Source organism: Mycobacterium sp. 852002-51152_SCH6134967 (assembly GCF_001667105.1).
Lineage (GTDB): Bacteria > Actinomycetota > Actinomycetes > Mycobacteriales > Mycobacteriaceae > Mycobacterium > Mycobacterium neumannii_A.
Window position 1 is genome coordinate 1 of the sequence record NZ_LZIK01000017.1, and the last position, 20,886, is coordinate 20,886.

At 66.7% G+C, this 20,886-nt stretch carries 19 protein-coding genes; 13 read left to right on the forward strand and 6 right to left on the reverse strand.

What is annotated here, in order from left to right:
- Window positions 1–144 precede the first annotated feature (144 nt).
- Window positions 145–2,691 (reverse strand): ATP-dependent chaperone ClpB, encoded by a 2,547-nt coding sequence (gene clpB, locus A5790_RS05780; RefSeq protein WP_066841831.1) that lies wholly within the window; start codon window positions 2,689–2,691, stop codon window positions 145–147.
- Window positions 2,692–2,883: 192 nt separating this feature from the next.
- Between clpB and A5790_RS05785 the strand changes: the two genes are divergently transcribed.
- From A5790_RS05785 to A5790_RS05795, 3 genes are all read left to right on the forward strand, one after another.
- The gene (locus A5790_RS05785) at window positions 2,884–3,297 is read left to right on the forward strand and encodes a hypothetical protein (RefSeq protein WP_066841832.1); all 414 of its coding nucleotides are present in this window, start codon (window positions 2,884–2,886) and stop codon (window positions 3,295–3,297) included.
- Complete coding sequence (locus tag A5790_RS05790) at window positions 3,294–4,259, forward strand: antibiotic biosynthesis monooxygenase (RefSeq protein ID WP_066841853.1); 966 nt, start codon at window positions 3,294–3,296, stop codon at window positions 4,257–4,259. The genes A5790_RS05785 and A5790_RS05790 overlap by 4 nt, the downstream gene beginning before the upstream one ends.
- 93 nt (window positions 4,260–4,352) lie before the next feature.
- Window positions 4,353–5,003, forward strand: coding sequence for a GAP family protein (locus A5790_RS05795; RefSeq protein ID WP_231987615.1), 651 nt, complete (start codon window positions 4,353–4,355; stop codon window positions 5,001–5,003).
- Here A5790_RS05795 and A5790_RS05800 read toward each other — a convergent pair.
- Window positions 4,998–5,642 carry a TetR family transcriptional regulator gene (locus tag A5790_RS05800; RefSeq protein ID WP_066841834.1) on the reverse strand — a complete coding sequence of 215 codons (645 nt, stop codon included), beginning with the start codon at window positions 5,640–5,642 and terminating at the stop codon, window positions 4,998–5,000. The two genes, A5790_RS05795 and A5790_RS05800, sit on opposite strands and share 6 nt — an antisense overlap.
- Window positions 5,643–5,758: 116 nt before the next feature.
- Between A5790_RS05800 and A5790_RS05805 the strand changes: the two genes are divergently transcribed.
- The 4 genes from A5790_RS05805 (at window position 5,759) to A5790_RS05820 (ending at window position 10,074) form a co-directional block, all read left to right on the forward strand.
- Complete coding sequence (locus A5790_RS05805; RefSeq protein ID WP_066841854.1) at window positions 5,759–6,769, forward strand: hypothetical protein; 1,011 nt, start codon at window positions 5,759–5,761, stop codon at window positions 6,767–6,769.
- 16 nt (window positions 6,770–6,785) lie between these two features.
- A complete protein-coding gene (locus A5790_RS05810) occupies window positions 6,786–7,949 on the forward strand; it encodes an FAD-binding oxidoreductase (protein ID WP_066841835.1) in 1,164 nt (387 codons plus the stop codon).
- Window positions 7,950–8,011: 62 nt separating this feature from the next.
- Window positions 8,012–9,073, forward strand: coding sequence for an NAD(P)-dependent alcohol dehydrogenase (locus tag A5790_RS05815; protein WP_231987613.1), 1,062 nt, complete (start codon window positions 8,012–8,014; stop codon window positions 9,071–9,073).
- A gap of 98 nt (window positions 9,074–9,171) precedes the next feature.
- Window positions 9,172–10,074, forward strand: a complete 903-nt coding sequence (locus A5790_RS05820) for an aldose 1-epimerase (protein ID WP_066841836.1) — start codon at window positions 9,172–9,174, stop codon at window positions 10,072–10,074.
- Between the two features lie 8 nt (window positions 10,075–10,082).
- On the opposite strand, the gene A5790_RS05825 is transcribed toward A5790_RS05820, so the two are convergent.
- The 4 genes from A5790_RS05825 to dnaK all read right to left on the reverse strand — a co-directional run bounded on the left by A5790_RS05825 (window position 10,083) and on the right by dnaK (window position 14,295).
- Entirely contained in the window at window positions 10,083–10,487 is a 405-nt protein-coding gene (locus A5790_RS05825) for a heat shock protein transcriptional repressor HspR (protein ID WP_064415131.1), read from the reverse strand.
- Window positions 10,487–11,665, reverse strand: a complete 1,179-nt coding sequence (gene dnaJ / locus A5790_RS05830) for a molecular chaperone DnaJ (protein WP_066841837.1) — start codon at window positions 11,663–11,665, stop codon at window positions 10,487–10,489. The genes A5790_RS05825 and dnaJ overlap by 1 nt, the downstream gene beginning before the upstream one ends.
- Window positions 11,666–11,815: 150 nt before the next feature.
- Window positions 11,816–12,439 carry a nucleotide exchange factor GrpE gene (gene grpE / locus A5790_RS05835; protein ID WP_066841838.1) on the reverse strand — a complete coding sequence of 208 codons (624 nt, stop codon included), beginning with the start codon at window positions 12,437–12,439 and terminating at the stop codon, window positions 11,816–11,818.
- Window positions 12,436–14,295, reverse strand: a complete 1,860-nt coding sequence (gene dnaK, locus A5790_RS05840) for a molecular chaperone DnaK (RefSeq protein ID WP_066841839.1) — start codon at window positions 14,293–14,295, stop codon at window positions 12,436–12,438. Before dnaK ends, grpE begins: the two co-directional genes overlap by 4 nt.
- A 198-nt stretch (window positions 14,296–14,493) precedes the next feature.
- On the opposite strand from dnaK, the gene A5790_RS05845 reads away from it, so the two are divergent.
- The 6 genes from A5790_RS05845 to A5790_RS05870 all read left to right on the forward strand — a co-directional run bounded on the left by A5790_RS05845 (window position 14,494) and on the right by A5790_RS05870 (window position 20,884).
- Window positions 14,494–14,970: a hemerythrin domain-containing protein gene (locus A5790_RS05845; RefSeq protein WP_066841856.1), complete on the forward strand. Its 477-nt coding sequence runs from the start codon at window positions 14,494–14,496 to the stop codon at window positions 14,968–14,970.
- 26 nt (window positions 14,971–14,996) lie between these two features.
- Entirely contained in the window at window positions 14,997–15,617 is a 621-nt protein-coding gene (locus A5790_RS05850) for a TIGR03085 family metal-binding protein (protein ID WP_064399841.1), read from the forward strand.
- A gap of 28 nt (window positions 15,618–15,645) precedes the next feature.
- Window positions 15,646–16,590 carry an LLM class F420-dependent oxidoreductase gene (locus A5790_RS05855; RefSeq protein WP_082961600.1) on the forward strand — a complete coding sequence of 315 codons (945 nt, stop codon included), beginning with the start codon at window positions 15,646–15,648 and terminating at the stop codon, window positions 16,588–16,590.
- A 39-nt stretch (window positions 16,591–16,629) separates the two neighbouring features.
- Window positions 16,630–17,088, forward strand: coding sequence for a hypothetical protein (locus A5790_RS05860; protein WP_156656311.1), 459 nt, complete (start codon window positions 16,630–16,632; stop codon window positions 17,086–17,088).
- A gap of 19 nt (window positions 17,089–17,107) precedes the next feature.
- Window positions 17,108–17,572: a hypothetical protein gene (locus A5790_RS05865; RefSeq protein WP_066841841.1), complete on the forward strand. Its 465-nt coding sequence runs from the start codon at window positions 17,108–17,110 to the stop codon at window positions 17,570–17,572.
- Window positions 17,573–17,692: 120 nt separating this feature from the next.
- The gene (locus A5790_RS05870; protein ID WP_066841842.1) at window positions 17,693–20,884 is read left to right on the forward strand and encodes an adenylate/guanylate cyclase domain-containing protein; all 3,192 of its coding nucleotides are present in this window, start codon (window positions 17,693–17,695) and stop codon (window positions 20,882–20,884) included.
- Window positions 20,885–20,886: the final 2 nt, after the last annotated feature.

Here is a 20,886-nt window from a genome sequence, read left to right on the forward strand (position 1 = left end):
CGCCTCGGCTGTAGCGCCGAATCCCGAACTCATCCTGGTCACACCCCGGCCCTCGGGTAAATCCGGGCCCCCCTAAATTCCACCGCCGCGGGGCTTTACCCCTATTTCGGGCGCTTTATGCAATTTCGCGGCGGAACTAAGGGCTCAGCCCAGCACCAGTGAGTCACCGTCGGCGCTCAGGTTGACCGGCACGATGTCGCCGTCGTGCACGTCGCCTGCCAGCAGCAGCTTGGCCAGCTGGTCGCCGATGGCCTGCTGGATCAGCCTGCGCAGCGGACGGGCGCCGTAGAGCGGGTCGAAGCCCCTCTGGGCCAACCACTTCTTGGCGGGTAGGGACACCTCGAGGGTGAGCCTGCGCTGCTCCAACCGCTTGGCCAGCTGCTCGAGCTGGATGTCGACGATGTGCACGAGCTCCTCGGGGTTCAGCCCGTCGAACACGATCACGTCGTCGAGCCGGTTGATGAACTCCGGCTTGAACGCCCCGCGCACCGCGGCCATCACCTGCTCCTCGGTACCGCCTGCGCCCAGGTTTGACGTCAGGATCAGGATCGTGTTGCGGAAATCGACCGTGCGGCCCTGGCCGTCGGTCAGCCTGCCCTCGTCGAGCACCTGCAGCAGCACGTCGAACACGTCCGGGTGGGCCTTCTCGATCTCGTCGAACAAGATCACCGTGTACGGGCGCCTGCGCACCGCCTCGGTCAGCTGACCGCCCTGGTCGTAGCCGACGTAGCCGGGAGGCGCGCCGACCAGGCGGGCCACCGAGTGCTTCTCGGCGTACTCGCTCATGTCGATGCGGACCATCGCCCGCTCGTCGTCGAACAGGAACTCCGCCAGCGCCTTGGCCAGCTCGGTCTTACCGACACCGGTCGGGCCCAGGAACATGAACGAACCCGTCGGCCGGTTCGGGTCGGCGACACCGGCGCGGCTGCGCCGTACGGCATCAGAAACCGCCTGCACCGCCTTCTTCTGCCCGACGACCCGCTTGCCGAGCTCGTCCTCCATGCGCAGCAGTTTGGCCGTCTCGCCTTCGAGCATGCGGCCCGCGGGGATACCGGTCCAGGCCGACACCACCTCGGCGATATCGTCGGGTCCGACCTCCTCCTTGAGCATGACGTCCTCACGCGCCTCGGCGTGCGGGAGCGCCGCGTCGAGCTTCTTCTCCACCTCGGGGATACGCCCGTACCGCAGTTCGGCGGCCCGCTCCAGGTTGCCGTCGCGTTCGGCGCGGTCGGCCTCGCCTCGCAGCGACTCGAGCTGTTCCTTGAGCTCGCGGACGACGTCGATGGCGTTCTTCTCGTTCTGCCAACGGCTGGTCAGTTGGGCCAGCTCCTCTTTTTTGTCGGCCAGTTCGCTCCGCAGCTTCTCCAACCGCTCCTTGGAGGCGGCGTCCTCTTCCTTGGACAGCGCCATCTCCTCGATCTCGAGGCGGCGCACCAGCCGCTCGACCTCGTCGACCTCGACGGGCCGCGAGTCGATCTCCATGCGCAGCCGGGACGCGGCCTCGTCGACCAGGTCGATCGCCTTGTCCGGCAGGAACCGCGACGTGATGTAGCGGTCGGACAGCGTCGCCGCCGACACCAACGCGGAGTCGGTGATGCGCACACCGTGGTGCACCTCGTAGCGGTCCTTGAGCCCGCGCAGGATGCCGACGGTGTCCTCGACCGACGGCTCACCGACATAGACCTGCTGGAAGCGGCGCTCGAGCGCGGCGTCCTTCTCGATGTACTTGCGGTACTCGTCGAGCGTGGTCGCGCCGACCAGGCGCAGCTCACCGCGGGCCAGCATCGGCTTGATCATGTTGCCTGCGTCCATCGAACCCTCGCCGGTGGCACCGGCGCCGACGATCGTGTGCAGCTCGTCGATGAACGTGATGATCTGACCCGCCGAGTTCTTGATCTCGTCGAGCACGGCCTTCAGCCGCTCCTCGAACTCACCGCGGTACTTCGAGCCGGCGACCATCGAGCCCAGGTCCAGGCTGACGACGGTCTTGTCGCGCAGGCTTTCCGGCACGTCGCCCGCCACGATGCGCTGGGCCAGGCCCTCGACGATCGCGGTCTTGCCGACGCCGGGCTCGCCGATCAGCACCGGGTTGTTCTTGGTGCGACGGCTCAGCACCTGCACGACGCGACGAATCTCGGTGTCGCGCCCGATGACCGGGTCCAACTTGCCCTCGCGGGCCCTTGCGGTCAGGTCGGTGGAGTACTTCTCCAACGCCTGATAGCTGCCCTCGGGGTCCGGGCTGGTGACCCGGGCGCTGCCGCGCACCTTGACGAACGCCTCGCGTAGCGCCTGCGGGGAGGCGCCGTGGCCGCTGAGCAGCTTGGCGGTATCCGAGTCACCGGTGGCCAGCCCGACCACCAGGTGTTCGGTCGAGACGTACTCGTCGTCCATCTCGGTCGCCAGGTTCTGGGCGGCGGTGATGGCGGCCAGCGCCTGCGGAGCGAGCTGCGGCTGCGAGGCCGCGCCGCTGGCGCTGGGTAGCCGGTCGAGAAGTCGCTGCGCTTCCGCGCGGATCGTCGCGGGTTCGACGCCGACGGCCTCGAGAAGGGGTGCGGCAATGCCGTCATTCTGGGTCAGCAGAGCCATCAATAAGTGGGCGGGCGTGATCTGCGGGTTGCCTGCGGACGTGGCCGCCTGCAACGCCGCGGTCAGTGCCGCCTGAGTCTTGGTCGTCGGGTTGAACGAGTCCACGACACCTCCCTTTCTGTGGGTACGTGAGCTTGGCGAAAATGCTTGTCGGATAGTTCAACGCCGTCAAGGTTGAGTCTGTTCCGCTCAAGTCTAGTTAATTTTCCGGGCCCCGACGCCGACATGGGCAGGTTCAGCAACAACACGCCGCACAACTGTCACAGTTTTCACAGCTGTATCAGCGAGGCTTGTCCCATGCGTCGACTCACCGCCGTGTTCGCGGGCTTCGCGCTGACCGCGGTCGTCTCATCAGCGCTGGCCGCCCCCGCGTCCGCGGCCGGCGACGAAGATCAGGTCCGCGCGGTCCTGGCCGGAATGAACGGCTCGTACAACCGCGCGGATTTCGAATCGTTCGCCGCCCACGTCTGCGCACCGATGCGCGGGGCCGCGGGGTTCGAGGACGGGTGGTACGCCAGCCGCAAGGCCGACGGTCCGACCCGGATCTCGGTCAGCTCGGTGACCGTCGCGGGCGAACCCGCGGCGTCGGCCGTCGCCACGGTGCGGTTCGCCGCCGCGAACCAGCCCAGCGCCAAGACCTTCGACATCGACTTCCGGCGCGAGGGCGGCGAGTGGAAGGCCTGCCGGTACCACCCGGCGCGATCGATCTGACCGTGACAGACGACACCGCCGCCACGGTCATCATCGGCCAGCGGGTCCGCACCGGCATGGAGCGAGAGTTCGAGAAGTGGCAGCGCGACCTCAACCGCGAGGCCTCCCGGTACCCCGGCTTCCTCGGCGCCGAGGTCAACCCACCCACCGCCGTTCAACCCGAATGGGTGGTGATCTACCGGTTCGATTCGGTCGCCCACCTGCAGGCGTGGCTCAACAGCGCCACCCGACAGGACGGCCTGAGCGCAGGCCGGCAGTACTTCGACGGTCCGGCCACCCAGCAGGTCGTCGGCGGTCGCGCCAAGGCGGACGATGCGCTGGTGACCGCGGTCGTCAGCCATCGGGTCAGCGCCGACGATGTCGACGATTTCCTCGCATGGCAGGAGCGACTTCGCCTGGCCGAGAACACGTTTCCCGGCTTTCGCGGTAGCGAGCTGTTCCGCCCCGTTCCGGGGGTGCAGGACGAGTGGACCGCGATCTACCGCTACGACACCGCAGCGGACCTCGACCGCTGGCTGGCCTCGAAACAGCGGCGCGACCTCCTTGCCGAGGGCGAGAGGTTCTCGGACTTCGAACTGCGAACCGTCGACAATTCGTTCGGCAGTTGGTTCGCCTTCGACGAGCACGGCAGACCGGCCCCACCACCCTCGGATCTCAAGACGTCGATCGCGGTGTGGGTCGGGCTGTATCCGACGGTCATGTTGCTCACCATCGCCCTGTCCCCGCTGCACCTGCCGTTGTGGTTGAACCTGCTCATCGGAAACCTTTTGTCCAGCTTGATCATCAGCTTCGTGGTCATGCCGTACTACGTGAACCCGCTACTGAAGCACTGGCTGCGTCCGCCGCCGGAGGCATCCCTGGCACGGACCAACGTGCGCGGCCTCGCGACAGTGGCGATCGTCATGTTGTTCTGGGCGCTGACGTTCCACTTCCTGACGGTGGTCTTCTACCGGCTGCACTGACACCGATCCGGGCGCCGCGACGCGCGCATGTCGCCGTAGAACCGCACCGGCAGCGGGCATTCCGATATGTTCGGCCTCGTGGACAAGGGATCGTTGCTGACCGAACTGATTCCCTTGGCGTTGGTGGTGGCACTCTCGCCGCTGTCGATCATTCCCGCGGTGCTCGTGCTGCACACCCCGCAGCCACGCCCGACCGGGCTGGCCTTTTTGGCCGGCTGGATCATCGGGTTGGCGACGCTGACGAGCGTCTTCCTCCAGGTGTCCAGCTTGATGGGTGGGCGCGAGGGCCAACCGCCGGGATGGGCGTCGTATCTGCGGATCGTGGTCGGTGCGGCACTCATCGTGTTCGGCATCCAGCGATGGCTGAACCGGAAGAAGTCAGCCCACAAACCCAAATGGATGCAGAGCCTGAGCACCCTGACCCCACTGCGGGCGGGCGGTGCGGCGATGGCCTTGACCGTCGTCAACCCGAAGGTCTTGTTCATCTGCGCCGCAGCGGGTTTGGCGATCGGCACCGCCGGCGGCGGTGCACGCGACGACTGGCTGGCCGTCGCCTGGTACGTGATCGCGGCCGGATCGACGGTGGCGCTGCCGATCCTGGCCTACGCGGTCTCCGGTGACCGCCTCGACCGGCCGCTGACCCGGCTCAAGGATTGGATGGACAACCAGCACGCCGTCCTGATGGCGGGCATTCTCGTCGTGATCGGCCTCATGGTGCTGTACAAGGGCATTCACGGGCTATGACTCGCCGAACGCCGGCAGACCGAGCTCGGCGGCGTCGGCGGTCAGGTACCGCGTGACCGTCGGCGCCAGAAGCCGTACCAAGTCGTCGTCGGGCAACGTGGCCATCGGTGGGATCTTCATGACGAAGCGCAGTATCGCCATCCCCACGAGTTGGCTCGCGGCCAGCAGCGCGCGCAGCCGGGCCTGCTCTCCTCCCCCGAGCTCGTCGGACACCGCACTCAGCACGTAGTCCCGCATGAACCCGCGGAACGCCTCGTGAGCGTCAGAGTTCGAGGTCGCCGACTGCAACATCGCGACCATCGTCGGCCCCGATTCGGGTGACTGCCAGATCCGCAGGTACGTCCGCACCATTCTGGTGCCGATGTCGGGATCGTCGTCGGGGCCACCTGCGAGCGCGGAGACCAAGGTCCCGGGGTCGACGATCACGTTGAGCGACGCCCGGAACAGCTCGGCCTTGGACCCGAACAGATAGAGCACCATCGACGGGTCGACATGGGCGTCGCGGGCGATGGCGCGCAGCGTCGTCTTCTCGTATCCCTGCGCGCCGAACCGCTTGCGCGCTGCGGCGAGCACCGCGTCGCGCGAAACCGGTTCGCCCTGGCGGCGACCGCGGCGTGTCGTTTTCGCTGGTGACGCCATGGCCAGAGGTTAGCATTTCAATGCCTGTTGAAATCTGCCGACCGCGGAGTTACGCTGCCGATGCATATTAATTCAACGATGAATGAAAAGGCAGGGCCATGACTACCGAAAGCGCGATGACTACCGAAACCCCCGCGCGGTCCAGCCACCACGCATCGCCGGGCCACGAACCGCCTGCCGCAATACGCGCCACCGGCGTGGTCGTGGTGCTCACCGTCGTCATCGCGATCGTCGCGTTGGCGTTCGCGCTGCCCGCAGCCCACACCGCTCCCCACCAGGTGCCGATCGGCGCGGCGGGCCCGCAGGCGGCGAGCGGACAAGTCGCCGCCACGATGGAACAGCAGGCGCCTGGCGCGTTCTCGTTCACCTATTACCCGAGCGCGGGTGCGCTGCGCGAAGCGATCCGCGCCCGCGACGTCTACGGCGGCATCGCACTCGGGCCCGACGGGCCCACGCTGATGATCGCGACCGGCGGCAGTCCGATGATCGCCCAGATGCTGACCCAGATCGGCAACGGCATCGCGCAGAAGACCGGCGCGCAGCTGCGCGTCGAGGATCTGGCGCCGCCGACTACCGACGACCCACGCGGCGTCGGGCTGGCCGCATCGGCGCTGCCCATCACCCTCGCCGGATTGCTACCCGCGATCGCGCTGATTTTCGCGCTCAAGCGTGAGGTGTGGACCCGGTTCACCGCCGCCGTGGTATTCGCCGGAGTCGCTGGCCTGACCATCGCCTCGCTGTTGCGCTGGGTCCTGGGGGCGATCGACACAAACTTCTGGGGAGTCACCGGTGCGCTGACGCTGGGCATCCTCGCCATGGGGTTGACGCTGCTGGGGCTGGGCTCGCTGTTCGGCCGCATCGGCCTGGCGCTCGGCGCGGTGTTGGCGCTTCTCGTGGGCAATCCGCTGTCCGGCCTGAACAGCGCCCCGGAACTGCTGCCGAGCGGATGGGGGCAGTTCGGGCAGTTCCTGCCGCAGGGTGCCAACGCCACCCTGCTGCGGTCGGCGGCGTTCTTCGACGGCGCGGGCGCCACGGTGCCGGTCATCGTGCTGGCCTGCTGGACCGCCTTCGGGGTCGCGTTGATCGTGCTGGCGGCGCTTCGCCAGCGAAAGGCGTCGCGAACCTGACATACACTCGGGCCGCGTGGGACTCGACGACCGTGACGCGCTGCGCCTGCTGCGCGACGCGGTCGATCCCGCGCTCGGCTCCGACCTGATCCGCAGTTTCTACACCCACTGGTTCGCGATCGACATCTCGGTGCGCGACCTGTTTCCGCCGGACATGGACGAACAACGGCGGCGGTTCGGGCACGCGGTGACGTGGGTTCTCGGCGAGCTCGTCGCCCAACGAGCACAGGAGCCGGTGGCATTCCTCGCCCAGCTGGGCCGCGATCACCGCAAATACGGTGTCACACAACGACATTACGACAGCATGCAGACCGCGCTGTATGCCAGCTTCCGCAATCACCTCGCGGCCAGCTGGGACGACCAGCTGGCCGAGGCCACGCACGACGCGGTCGCATTGATGATCGGGGTGATGCGCGGCGCCGCCGACGCCGAGCAGGGCCCGCCGTACTGCGACGGTACCGTCATCGAGCACATACGCGTCACCCGCGACGTCTCCGTCGTGCGGCTGCAACTGGACCAGCCGCTGTTCTACCACGCTGGCCAATACGTGACGGTTCAGGTTCCGCAGTGGCCGCGCCGGTGGCGGTACTTGAGCCCGTCGATCCCGACCGAACCCAGCGGCGGCATCGAGTTCCACATCCGCTCGGTGCCCGGAGGGATGGTGAGCACCGCGATCGTCGCCGAGACGACACCCGGCGACCGGTGGCGGCTGTCCAATCCCCACGGCGGGCTGCACGTGGACCGCGACGGCGGCGACGTGTTGATGGTGGCAGGCAGCACGGGTCTGGCTCCGCTGCGCGCGCTGATCATGGATCTCACCCGCTACGGCGTCAATCCGCGGGTGCACCTGTTCTTCGGCGGACGGTATCCCTGCGACCTCTACGACCTGCGCACGCTGTGGGAGATCGCCTCACAGAACCCGTGGCTCTCGGTCACGCCCGTCTCGGAGTTCAACACCGACCCGCCGTGGGCCGCGGACTATCCCGATGTGCAACCGCCCCGCGGCCTGCACGTGCGACAGACCGGCATGCTGGCCGACGTGATCACCCGTTACGGCAACTGGGGCGACCGGCAGATCCTGATCTGCGGCAGCCCGGCCATGGTGACGGCCACCAAGGCCGCCTTGATCGCCAAAGGAGCACCCGCCGAACGGATTCAGCACGATCCCCTGGCCTCCTGAAACGTCGCGCGGCGGGCGCCGTAGCCGTACACTCCGATCAAGATCAACGGTCGGGAGCTCAGATGGCGACGATGCGAGCCGCACGCATGCACGGGTACAAGCAGCCACTGCGGCTCGAGGAGATCCCCATACCCGACATCGAGCCGAACCAGGTGTTGATCAAGGTCGGCGGGGCAGGCATGTGCCGCACCGACTTTCAGCTCATCGACGGCTACTTCAGCCTGCCGATGCCGCTTCCGGTGACGCCCGGCCACGAGGTCGCGGGCACCGTCGACCGGATCGGTGCCGACGTGCCTGCCTCCGCGGGCCTGTCGGAGGGAACTCGCGCGGTGGTCTTCGGCCCCCTCGGTGACGGGTCATGCCGCCAGTGCCACCGCGGTAACGAACAGATCTGCAACCAGGGCCACTGGGTCGGCTTCGGTCCGCACGGCGGGTACGCCGAATACGTCCCGGTGGCGTACCAACAGGTGATACCCGTCGGAGCCGAACTGTCGCCGGTCTCGCTGGCGCCGCTGACCGATGCGGGTCTGACCCCGTACCGCGGCCTGAAGAAGCTGCGCGCGGCGGGCGTGCTCGGTCCGGGAACGACGCTGGCGGTGATGGGTGTCGGCGGCCTCGGCGCCTACGCCGTCCAGTACGCCAAGCTGCTCGGTGCGGGTGCCACGGTGGTCGCCTTGGCCCGCAGCGACGAAAAGCTGGCGCTGGCAACCGAAAACGGTGCCGACCATACGATCAACACCAGGGGTAAGACCGACGACCAGGTGCGTGACGCGCTCGAGCAGGCCACCGGCAGGCGCGAGTTCGACGCGGTCATCGAGTGTGTCGGCGCCGAGGACAGCATCCGGTTGGCCTTCGCGCTGTTGGCCACCGAGGGCGCGGTCGCATCGGTCGGCCTGGTGGGCAACCGCGTCGACATCCCGCTGTTTCCGATCGTCGGCAGGGAGTACACGCTCTTCGGCTCGTTCTGGGGCAACTACACCGACCTCACCGAGGTCGTCGCGCTCGCCGAGGCCGGCAAGATCAAGGACAGCGTGACGCAGGTCCGCTTCGAAGACGTCAACGACCACATCGACGCGCTGGGCCGCGGCGATTTCGTCGGCCGCGCGGTGATCGTCTACGACTGACCAGAGGGTGTCTGGTTTGTGCACTTGACGACGGTTTCGACGCTTCTGGCGTCGCCAGATTCACAAACCGGTCAAGCGCAGCATGCGACGATCGTCTTGTGGTTGACTTCGATGCCGTCACGCTGAGCGATCCGTCCTCGGACCTGACCGCGACGTTCGTCCCCGCCGCGGGCATGGTGGGCACGTCGTTGGCCGAGTCGGGTGAGGAGTTCCTCGGTCAGCGCCGCGGCCTGACCGCCTATGTGAACAACGGCAAGACGATGGGGATCCCGATCTTGTACCCGTGGGCGAACCGGTTGAGCGCCAACACCTATGAGGTCGACGGGTCCGTCGTCACGCTGACGCCGGGCGCAGGCGGCGTCCGGACCGATGAGCACGGCGCGCCGATCCACGGCGTGCTCGCCGCCTATCCCGGATGGGAGGTCAGCGACCGCACCGACAACAGCCTGACCGCCGTACTCGACTACGGCGCCGACCCGCAACTGCTCGCGGCGTTTCCCTTCCCCCACGTGCTCACCCAGCACGTGTCGCTCGACGACCGCACGCTCACCATCGAGACCACGGTGACGCCCACCTCGTCGGTGTCCGTACCGCTGTGCTTCGGCTATCACCCGTACGTGAAGATCCCCGGCGTACCGCGGGAGGAGTGGATTCTGAGCACCCCGGCAATGCGCCATCTGCCGGTCGACGACAAGGGCATACCCACCGGCGCCGACGAACCGTGGCCGGGTGGTGCGCAGACCCTGATGGTCACCGCCTACGACGACGGTTTCGACCAGGTGCCCGAAGGGGCGGTGTTCACCCTCGCCGGAAGCGGGCGCCGCATCGATGTGGCGTTCGAAACCGGTTATCCCGCAGCGCAACTCTTCGCGCCGCCCAACGATGACCTGATCGGCATCGAACCGATGGCGGCCCCGACGGACGCGTTACGCAGAGGCGGATACCGAAAAGCGGCCCCCGGCAAGCCGGAGACCGCTCGGTTCTCGATCAGGATTCGTTGACGGAAGCTCTACTCCGCCTGGCGTCGCCGCCGGCCGGCTCCGGGCTGCCAGACCACGACCGCGGTGCTCTTGGGCATCACGGCGAGGTCGCGGCGCGGAGACCCACGCAGCGCCTCGACTTCCTCGGTCAGCTCCCGGACCCGCGCCTGCAGAGCCTCGACCTGGTTGGTCAGCTCGATGATGCGCTTGATGCCCGCGAGGTTGACACCCTCGTCCTGGCTCAGCCGTTGCACCTCGCGGAGCAACTCGACGTCGTGCTGCGAGTAGCGCCTTCCGCCACCGGAGGTGCGTTGCGGACGCACCAGCCCGAGCCGGTCATACGTGCGCAACGTCTGGGCATGCATGCCTGCCAGCTCGGCGGCGACGGAGATCAGGAACGTACGGGCCTCGTCATTGGACCGTTTCGCAGCCATTACGCACCTGCCCATCCGGCCCGCGGATTGAAGCCGCTGGCCCGCTCCGCCTTCGCATAGGCCTCCAACGCCTCGGCCGCCTCGCCCTCCAGGTTCGGCGGCACCGCCACCTTCACTGTCACCAGCAGATCGCCGTGTCCACCAGAGCGTTTCGGCACACCACGGCCGCGCACGCGCAAGATGCGACCGTCCGAGGTGCCCTTGGGCACTCGCACACCGACGTTGCCTTCCAGTGTCGGCACCGAAAGCGTTGTGCCAAGCGCCAATTCGTGGAAGCTGACAGGTACGGTGACGGTCAGATCGTCGCCGTCACGGCCGAACACCTTGTCGGGCCTGACGTGAACGGTGACGTACAGGTCGCCCGACGGTGCGCCGCGCAGACCCGCTTCGCCCTGGCCGGCCAACCGGATCCGTTGACCGTCCTCCACGCCCGGGGGGATCCGCACGTTGATCGTGCGGGTGCGGGTGGTCACGCCGGTGCCCTTACAGTCCTGACAGGGGTGCTCGATGATCGACCCGCTGCCGCGACACTCGGTGCACGGCTCGGAGAATCCGAACGCGCCCTGGTTGCGGTTGATCACCCCGGACCCGTTGCAGTTGGGGCAGACTTTCGGACTCGTACCGGGACGGGCGCCGCTGCCATGACAGTTCGTGCACGGCGCGGGACTGGTGAGCCGCAACGGCATCGCCACACCCTTGGTGGCTTCCAGGAACGACAGCTCCGCCTCGGTCTCGAGGTCGTTGCCTCGACGCGGCCTGCTGGGTCGCGGCTGCTGGGCGCCGCGGCCGAAGAGCCCGCCGAACAGGTCGCCGATGTTCGCGCCGCCGGTCTGGCCGGCCGCGTCGAACAGGTCGTTCAGGTTGAACTCGACGCCGTCGCCGCCACCGAACCCGCCGTAGCCCCCACCGCCGCCGAACCGGCCGCGGCCGAACCCGCCGTTGGCGAACAGCCGCCGGGTCTCGTCGTACTCCTTGCGCTTGGCCGGATCGGTGAGCACCTCCTTGGCCTCGGAGACGGCCTTGTACCGCTCCTCGGCGGCCGAGTTACCGGGGTTGCGGTCGGGATGGTTCTCCGCGAGCAACTTTCGGGCCGCCCGCTTGATGTCCTGATCGCTGGCGTCAGAGGAGACGCCGAGCTCCTTGTAGAAGTCCTTCTCGACCCATTCACGCTGGGCCATACCGCGTCACCTCCTTCCGCTTCTGTAGGTTTATCGCAGTCTCACTTAGATTTTGCTGGTTGCCGACGAATCTCGTCGGATCCATCGTCGCCGACGAGTCGAAGGTGGCGCGGGATTCGCCGCTCTCGGCGATTCCGCGCCACCTCCTCGTCATTCGGCTTCGGCTTCCGGCGCACCGTCTCCCGAGGCGGTGTCGCCGTCGTGGCCGGCGTCCTCGGGGACCGTGTCCACCACCCCGACCAGGGCATGGCGCACGACTTGGTCGCCCACCTTGTACCCGCGTCGCATCACGGTGCCGAGGACGGGGTGAGTGCCCTCACCCTCGTGCTGGACGGCCTCGTGAAGTTCGGGGTCGAAGTCGTCGCCCTCGTCGCCGAATCCCGAAAGACCCAGCCCCTCAAGGGTGTTGACCAACTTGTCGGCCATCGCCTTGAACGGACCGCTCTCCAGGTCACCGTGACTTCGCGCGCGGTCGAGGTCATCGAGGATCGGCAACAGCTCCGAGATGACCGAAGCCTTCGCCCGGTCCGCGGCCACCTGCTGATCGCGCAACGCCCGCTTGCGGTAGTTCGTGAAATCGGCTTGCACCCGCTGCAGATCGGCGAGCAGTTCGGAGGCCTTGTCGGCCTCCTCCCCTGCCGCCGTCGCAGTGGGCTCGTCCGGCGCCGAGTCCGGCGCCGGATCTGAACCTGCTTCTCTCACTTCACCGGTGACGGGATCGATGCGCCGTTTGTCGGTGACGGTCACCGGCTCGTGCGGATCGTTTCCTGTCACTTGTTCTCCTTGTCAGATTCATCGTCGACGACCTCGGCGTCCACGACGTTGTCGTCCGCCGGACCCGCGTCCGCACCGCCGCTCGTCGCCTGCTCGGCCTGGGTGGCCTCGTAGATGGCCTGGCCGAGGGCCTGCGACTCGACGCCGAGCTTCTCCATGGCGGACTTGATCTCACCGATGTCGGTGCCTTCCAGCGCCTTCTTGGCATCGGCGATCGCCGCGTCCACCTTGGTCAGCGTGTCCTCGGGCACCTTGGAGCCACCTTCAGCGCCACGCTGCTCAGCGACGAACTTCTCGGTCTGGTAGACCAGCGACTCCGCCTGGTTGCGGACGTCGGCCTCCTCGCGCCGCTTACGGTCCTCCTCGGCGTGGGCCTCGGCGTCCTTGATCATCCGGTCGATCTCGTCCTTGGACAGGCCGGAGCCTTCCTGGATGCGGATCGTGTTCTCCTTGCCGGTGCCCTTGTCCTTCGCGGTCACGTGCACGATGCCGTTGGCGTCGATGTCGAAGGTGACCTCGATCTGGGGCACACCGCGCGGAGCCGGCGGGATACCGGTCAACTCGAAGCTGCCGAGCAGCTTGTTGTGCGCGGCGATTTCGCGCTCACCCTGGAAGACCTGGATCTGCACCGACGGCTGGTTGTCGTCGGCCGTGGTGAAGGTCTCCGACCGCTTGGTCGGGATGGTGGTGTTGCGCTCGATCAGCTTGGTCATCACGCCACCCTTGGTCTCGATACCCAGGGACAGCGGCGTGACGTCGAGCAGCAGAACGTCCTTCACCTCACCCTTGAGCACACCGGCCTGCAGAGCGGCGCCGACCGCGACGACCTCGTCGGGGTTGACACCCTTGTTGGGCTCCTTGCCGCCGGTCATCTCCTTGACCAGTTCGGACACCGCGGGCATGCGGGTCGAGCCGCCGACCAGCACCACGTGGTCGATGTCGGACACCGAGATACCGGCGTCCTTGACCACCTGCTGGAACGGCTGGCGGGTGCGGTCGAGCAGATCCTGGGTGATGCGCTGGAATTCGGCGCGGGTCAGCTGTTCGTCGAGGAACAGCGGGTTCTTGTCCGCGTCGACGGTGATGTAGGGCAGGTTGATCGAGGTGCTCTGGCTCGAGCTCAGCTCGATCTTGGCCTTCTCGGCGGCCTCACGCAGCCGCTGCATCGCCATCTTGTCCTTGGTCAGGTCGATGCCGGAGGTGCCCTTGAACTTGTCAACCAGCCACTCCACGATCCGGTCGTCCCAGTCGTCGCCGCCCAGGTGGTTGTCGCCACTGGTGGCGCGCACCTCGACGACGCCTTCGCCGATCTCGAGCAGCGAGACGTCGAACGTGCCGCCACCGAGGTCGAACACCAGGATGGTCTGCTCACTCTGACCCTTGTCCAGGCCGTAGGCCAGCGCTGCCGCAGTGGGCTCGTTCACGATCCGCAGCACGTTCATGCCGGCGATCTGCCCGGCCTCCTTGGTGGCCTGACGCTGAGCGTCGTTGAAGTAGGCGGGCACGGTGATGACGGCGTCGGTGATGTCCTCACCGAGGTAGCTCTCCGCGTCGCGCTTCAGCTTCTGCAGCGTTCGGGCGCTGATCTCCTGCGCCGTGTACTTCTTGTCGTCGATCTCCACGGACCAGTCGGTGCCCATGTGCCGCTTGACCGAACGGATGGTCCGGTCGACGTTGGTCACCGCCTGGTTCTTGGCGGGCTGGCCGACCAGCACCTCTCCGTTACGCGCGAACGCGACGACGGACGGCGTGGTGCGGGAGCCCTCGGAGTTCGCGACGACAACGGGATCGCCACCCTCCAGTACCGCGACGACGGAGTTGGTGGTCCCGAGGTCGATTCCGACCGCACGAGCCATGTTTGTTCCTCCTGAAATAGTCCTGCTAGATGTCCCGAGTGGGTGCACACTGCACTCAATCGGGCTGAGTGCACCGCACTCAAGCCTGCGCCGACCAACCCTAACCTGTCAACCAGACTTGAGCCTAGTTCACTCAACTGTCGAATCGGTCAACGGACCGCCTCGCGAGTTTGTTCCCTGGGCGTAGCGTCGATGTCGATGTGTCAGTACTGCGGCTGCCGCGACATGCCGCTCATCCGCGACTACATCTCCGAGCACGCCCACGTGCTCAACCTGGGCGGCGAGGCCGTCCGGGGTATCGACCGCGGCGACCTCGACACAGCGCGACAGCTTCTGGCACAGCTGGCCGAGGAGCTGAGCACCCACTGGCGCGGCGAGGAGAACGGCCTGTTCAAGCCCCTCCTGCGCGTGGAGTTGTTCGCCGAGCACATCGCGCCCCTCATTCGCGAGCATCGTGAACTCGCCGACCTCCTCGCCTCCGTGGACCTGGCCCGCGAGACCGATCAGCAGGCCATCCGCGACGCCGTCGAGGACCTCTGGGAGCACACCCGCAAGGAAGAAGACGGGATCTTCCCGGCGTCGATCACCGAATTGGACGGCGACGACTGGGATGCCGCGATCGCGGCGTGGCACGAGGCCCATCCCGGCCGGGAGATGGTCAAGTGGGGCGTGTGACGGTCGCCCGTCCCTAAGGTGGAGGAATGACCGCCGCACAACGGGAACGCGCCGCCCTCGTCGAGACCATGCGCGAGGTCGGACCCGACGCCCCCACCCTGTGTGGGGACTGGACCACCCGGGACCTCGCCGCGCACCTGGTGGTACGCGAGCGCAGGCTCGACGCCACCCCGGGGATCATGCTCCCGGCACTGGCCGGATACACCGACAAAGTGCAACGGCGGACCGCGCAGACCGACTGGGAGGAACTGCTCGACAAGGTCGCCTCCGGCCCGCCGCTGTACTCGCCGTTCAAACTGCTCGACCCGGTGGCCAACATGGGCGAGATGTACATCCATCACGAAGACGTCCGGCGCGCGCAATCCGGTTGGGAGCCAAGACCTCTGGACGACAGCACGGTCAACGCCCTGACGCGTTCGCTGCCGCTGATGGCGAAGATGACGCTGGCGAAGGCGCCCGCGCGGATGACGCTGAAGACACCGCAGGGCAAGGTGCTGGCCACGGTCGGAAAGGGTCAACCACTGACCATCGTCGGCGAAGCGCAGGAACTGCTGCTGTTCATCTCCGGTCGCGACGAAGTGCGCCTGGACTTCGACGGCGACCCGGCGACCGTCGAGGCGGTGCGCGGAAACCGTCGCGGCCTGTGATCTGTTGGTCGTATCTAAGCTGGCGTCCGTGAGCGCATCGGTGGATTTCCGGGTTTTCGTCGAACCGCAGCAGGGCGCGTCGTACGCCGACCAGCTCGCCGTCGCGCGAGCCGCCGAAGATCTGGGCTTCTCCGCGTTCTTCCGATCCGATCATTACCTGGCCATGAGCGGTGAGGGCCTGCCGGGCCCGACCGACTCCTGGGTCACGCTGGCAGGTATCGCGCGCGAGACCTCCACGATCCGGCTGGGAACGATGGTGACCTCCGCGACATTCCGATATCCGGGCCCACTTGCGATATCGGTCGCCCAGGTCGACGAGATGAGCGGGGGCCGAGTCGAATTCGGCCTCGGCGCGGGCTGGTTCGAGGCCGAACACCAGGCGTACGCGATCCCGTTCCCGTCGCTTGGCGAACGATTCGACCGGCTCACCGAACAGCTGCAGATCATCACCGGTCTGTGGACGACGCCGCAAGGTGAGACGTTCGACTACTCCGGCCGGCACTACACCGTCGTCGACTCTCCCGGCCTGCCCAAGCCCGCGCAGTCGCCGCACCCGCCGGTGATCATCGGCGGCCAGGGCGCCAAGCGGACGCCGGCGCTAGCGGCGAAATACGCCACCGAGTTCAATGTCCCGTTCGTAGGACTGGACACGGTCAAGACCCAGTTCGAGCGCGTCGCCGCGGCCGTGTCCGATGCTGGGCGTCCCGCCGATTCGATGACGTACTCCGCGGCGTTCGTGCTGTGCGCCGGCCGCGACGACGGCGAGATCGCTCGCAGGGCGGCCGCGATCAGCCGCGAGGTCGACGAGTTGCGGAATAACTCCCCGACGGTCGGCACGGCCACCGAGATCGCCGACAAGCTGGGACCTTTCCTCCAGGTCGGCGTACAACGCATATACCTGCAGGTTCTCGATATGTCAGACCTCGCCCACCTGGAGTTCGTCGCCCGCGAGGTGCTTCCGCAGTTTCGCTGAGCGGGCGCACACGGGCCCGCGGCCCTACGATCAGTGGCCGTGCCCGGCGGCAACAGCAACGACCACGACCGCGGTGGGGACCCGCCGCAGCAGCCCTGGTACAACCGCACGCCGGAAGTCGTCGGCGCGAGCCTGCTCGGCCTGGTCGCGATCGGGCTCCTGGTGTTGGCGGTCTCCTTCGTTGCCGGCCGGTCCAGCGAGCCGCCCCAGGCGCCGCTGAACTACGTGGAGCCGACGTTCACCCCGACCGAGACCCAGACGGCCACCACCGCGACCACCGGAACGGTCACCAGCACCAGCCCTCCCGAGACGACGGAGATCAACGACCCGCCGCCCTCGGAAACGACGACTTCCGGCAGCGAGACGACCTCGAGCAGTGAGACGACGACAACCAGCGAGCGGCCGCCCACCAGCGAGGCTGACGAGGACCGGACCACGACCCGCACGACGCGCCGACCCCGGACGAATGTGACGCGCACGCTCTATCCGTACCCCTGAGCGCCTACTATCGGTGGCCGTGGCGCGATACGGACCTCCCGACCCGAACCATCCGGACAACGAACCGACGGCGTACATCAATTACGGCGACGGCGGCCCCGGCGTGCCGCCCGAGGAGCCGGTGCCCTGGTACCGCAAGCCCGCTGCGCTGGTCGCGTTCGGCGCGATCGGTGCCCTGGTCGTCGCCCTGATCGTGTGGGGGCTGGCCAGTCTGATCAGCGGTAATGACTCCACGACCGAACCCACGTCGCTGACGCCGCTGACGACGACGGCGCGGACCACCGCACCCGCCACCACGACGGTGTCTCCCCAGACCGTGACCGAGACCATCACCGCGCCACCGGTGGCGCCCACCACCACGGAGCCGACCACCACAACGACCACCACGACGACGACCACTGCGCCGCCGACGACGACGATCATCACCACCGAAACCGAGACGGAAACGGTGACCGAGACGGTGACGGAGACGCCGGCTCCATAGTCGGTGTCGCGCAAAGGGCCGGGCAAGCTGCCGCTGCGCCGACTTCTCGTTTATCCGCCGCTTCGCCGAGAGATTTGCGATGATCACTTCGGAAATTGACGGCGTAGGAGATATCGGGGGATGGCCAGTCCGTCCAGTGAGATCGCCGATCGGTGTGGGTCGTGTGGCCATGACCTCCGCGCCGGAGCGCGCTTCTGCGACGCCTGCGGAGCCCGGGTTACCCCGCAGCGGCCCGTCGGTGAACGCAAGCAAGTAACGGTGCTGTTTGCCGACGTTGTCGCCTCGATGGAACTCGCGGCTCGGCTCGATGCCGAGCGCCTGCAAGAGATCATGCATGAGCTGTTCAACCGTGCTGGGGCGGTGGTGCAGCGCTACCAGGGAACCGTAGACAAGTTCACCGGCGACGGCTTGATGGCATTGTTCGGCGCTCCAAGGGCTCTCGAAGATCACGCACTGCGGGCCTGCATCGCAGCGCTTGAGATCCAGTCGGCAGCCCGAGAGCTCGCGACGGAAGTGCGAAATCGGGACGGCGTCGCACTGCGTCTGCGTGTCGGCCTGAATTCCGGTGATGTCATCGCTGGTGAAGTCGGTTCGGGCCCAGGCAGTTACACAGCAATCGGTCATCCCGTCGGAATGGCTCAACGAATGGAGGCGGCCGCTGCGCCGGACACCGTGCTGTGTTCTTCGTCGACGGCCCAGCTCGTCGAAGACGCAGTGCGGCTCGGCCCGCCCCATGCGATCGCGGTTAAAGGCAGCGACAAACCGGTGACTGCACGAGAGCTCCTCACCGTTGAAACCGACCAGACTGTATTGGGCCGCAACGAAGGACTGATGCTCGGCCGCCACGCCGAGCTGGATCGACTACAGAACCTCTTCGCGACGCGACGGGGATCGCTGGTCGGAATCGTCGGCGGCCCCGGCGTCGGGAAAAGCCGGCTCATCCGGGAGTTCGGCGCGGTCGTGGCCAACGAAGGCGCCCGAGTGGTCGTCGCTCGCTGCGAAGCACACACCACACAGCTCGCGTTCCGTGCAGTGACGCGGTTGCTGCGCGCCATGTTCGACGTCGAGGCACAGAGTGATGCCGACGCTCGCAAGCATATTCTGGCGACGTGCGCGGGACTCGAGCCTGATTCGATGGACGCACAAATACTTTTCGACGCGGTGGGGATCTCGGACCCGAAAGCAACTGTTCTGCACATCGGTGTCGACGGACGGCGGCGAAGACTGGCCGAAGTGATGGGCTCTGCGGTGCAGGCGCATTCGGGCAGATTTCTGTTCGTTCTTGACGACGCGCACTGGATCGACGAGCCCAGCGACGCCATCCTCGCCGATTTCGCTGGCAGACTCGCGGAAACGACGTCGATGTTGGTGACAACCTACCGTCCCGAGTTCCATGGTGCGTTACACCGCCATTCTCAGCACAAGCTGACACTGGAGCCGCTTACGAATTCGAAATCTTTGGAGCTGCTAGGCCAGCTTCTGGGCACTGACCCGTCGCTTGCGGGTGTCGCGAAGCGGATCGCCGACGCAGCGGCCGGTTACCCGTTCTTCATGGAGGAAATCGTTCGTGACCTCGCCGGTCGCGGGGCACTGACCGGAAACCGAGGAAGCTATCGCCTGATCGCGGATATCGGTGAGATATCCGTTCCTGCAACGGTTCAGGCCGTGCTCGCGGCTCGAATCGACCGCTTGTCCGCCGACGCCAAGGCGATTCTGAATTCGGCGGCCGTGATCGGTGGCCGGTTCGACATCGACACCCTCCGGGTACTGCGCGCAGATGCGGTAACACCGGGCTTGGCTGAGCTGGTGGCTGCCGAAATGATCGACCAGACGGAATTCGTTCCGCAGCAACGCTATTGTTTCCACCATCCGCTGGTGCGCGCGGTCGCCTACGACTCGCAGCTGAGCGCAACCCGCTCCCGAGCGCATCGTCGACTTGCGGCCGCCATCGAAGCGCGCGACCCAAGTGCCGCCGACCAGAATGCTGCACTGATCGCGACTCATCTGGAAGCGGCGGGCGAGCTCTCGAGTGCGTATCAGTGGCATATGCGAGCGTCGGAATGGCTCCGGCCGCGGGATCTGGCAGCGGCACGGATGGGATGGGAGAACGCACGTCGCATCGCAGATCAACTGCACGACAACGACAGTGACGTCATAGCAATGCGCGTCGCGCCCCGGACGATGCTGATGTCGACACTACTGTACGTCGGCGATGCCTCCGATACCGATGAGCGGTATGAAGACTTTCGTGATCTGGCGATGGCGGCGGGCGACCTGAAGTCGCTCGCTCTCGGCACGGCCGGGCGGATGTTCTCCCTGACGGTCAACGACTTCCGCGTCTCTGATGCAGCGGCGATGTTGCCACACCTCGATGCGTTAGCAGCCAGTATCGAGCTCGATGCCGCGACGCGTGGAATCATATTGAACGCAATAGCCTTTACCCAATTCGCAAGCTGCGAATTCGATGCTGCTCTGCAGACAGTCACCGAAATCGTCAACCTCCTACCAGACGCGCCGGCCGTTGAAGTCGCCCCCGCAGTAGCACTTCGTGGGGTGATCGAAGCGTGTCTAGGCGAGTCCGAGACGGGCCGACGACACCTCGAAGAAGGGTATCGGCAAGCGCGCTCGCTACCTCCCATCAACTATGCGTCGGTGCAGGTTTATTGGGCGGTCATGGTGACGCTCGGCCTCTGCGAAGCAGGCCATTTGGTCGATAACACACATGACGCGCTCAGTCGCGCGAAGGCGTTCGGAGATGCCTGCGGCATCGTCATCGCGCAATGGACGTACGGCACGGTATTGCTGCGCGCGGGCGAGGAACACCGCGGGAAGGCAATAGATGCGCTCCGCAAAGCGCGGGCGGACATCAACAAGTACCGGGTTGGGGTAGTCGGATTGACCACGATCGGCAGAGATCTCGCCATGGATGCCGCGGGTCAGGGGAAACTGGACCAAGCGATCACTGAGCTCCGAGTTGTCCGGGCGCAGAGCAAAGGGTGTTCACCGGTTTTCGGTGTAGTCGCGCAAGAAGCTCTAGTCGAGCTCCTGGTCGAGCGAGGAACAGCAGATGATCTCGCGGAGGTACATCGAATCGTCGCTCAGTGGCACGACGAACGCCCCGGCGCGCCTGCTCTCGATTTGTGGTGGATGAAGTCGCGCACCCTACTGGCGAAGGTCGAAGACCGCTCGGATGACTACGTGGACCTCGCGGGCCGGTACCTCGAGTTGTGCGAAACGTTAGACGCGCGAGGCAGACTGGCAGAAGCACACCGGTTCGCGAGCGAATCGAATACTCAGGCTGAGACGGTGTGAGA

Excerpts from the sequence above, each read along its gene's own strand:
- A5790_RS05785 (WP_066841832.1), top strand. The coding sequence starts at position 2,884 with ATGCGTCGACTCACCGCCGTGTTCGCGGGCTTCGCGCTGACCGCGGTC.
- A5790_RS05800 (WP_066841834.1), bottom strand. The coding sequence starts at position 5,642 with ATGGCGTCACCAGCGAAAACGACACGCCGCGGTCGCCGCCAGGGCGAA.
- A5790_RS05805 (WP_066841854.1), top strand. The coding sequence starts at position 5,759 with ATGACTACCGAAACCCCCGCGCGGTCCAGCCACCACGCATCGCCGGGC.
- A5790_RS05815 (WP_231987613.1), top strand. The coding sequence starts at position 8,012 with ATGGCGACGATGCGAGCCGCACGCATGCACGGGTACAAGCAGCCACTG.
- A5790_RS05825 (WP_064415131.1), bottom strand. The coding sequence starts at position 10,487 with ATGGCTGCGAAACGGTCCAATGACGAGGCCCGTACGTTCCTGATCTCC.
- dnaJ (WP_066841837.1), bottom strand. The coding sequence starts at position 11,665 with ATGGCCCAGCGTGAATGGGTCGAGAAGGACTTCTACAAGGAGCTCGGC.
- dnaK (WP_066841839.1), bottom strand. The coding sequence starts at position 14,295 with ATGGCTCGTGCGGTCGGAATCGACCTCGGGACCACCAACTCCGTCGTC.
- A5790_RS05845 (WP_066841856.1), top strand. The coding sequence starts at position 14,494 with ATGTGTCAGTACTGCGGCTGCCGCGACATGCCGCTCATCCGCGACTAC.
- A5790_RS05850 (WP_064399841.1), top strand. The coding sequence starts at position 14,997 with ATGACCGCCGCACAACGGGAACGCGCCGCCCTCGTCGAGACCATGCGC.
- A5790_RS05870 (WP_066841842.1), top strand. The coding sequence starts at position 17,693 with ATGGCCAGTCCGTCCAGTGAGATCGCCGATCGGTGTGGGTCGTGTGGC.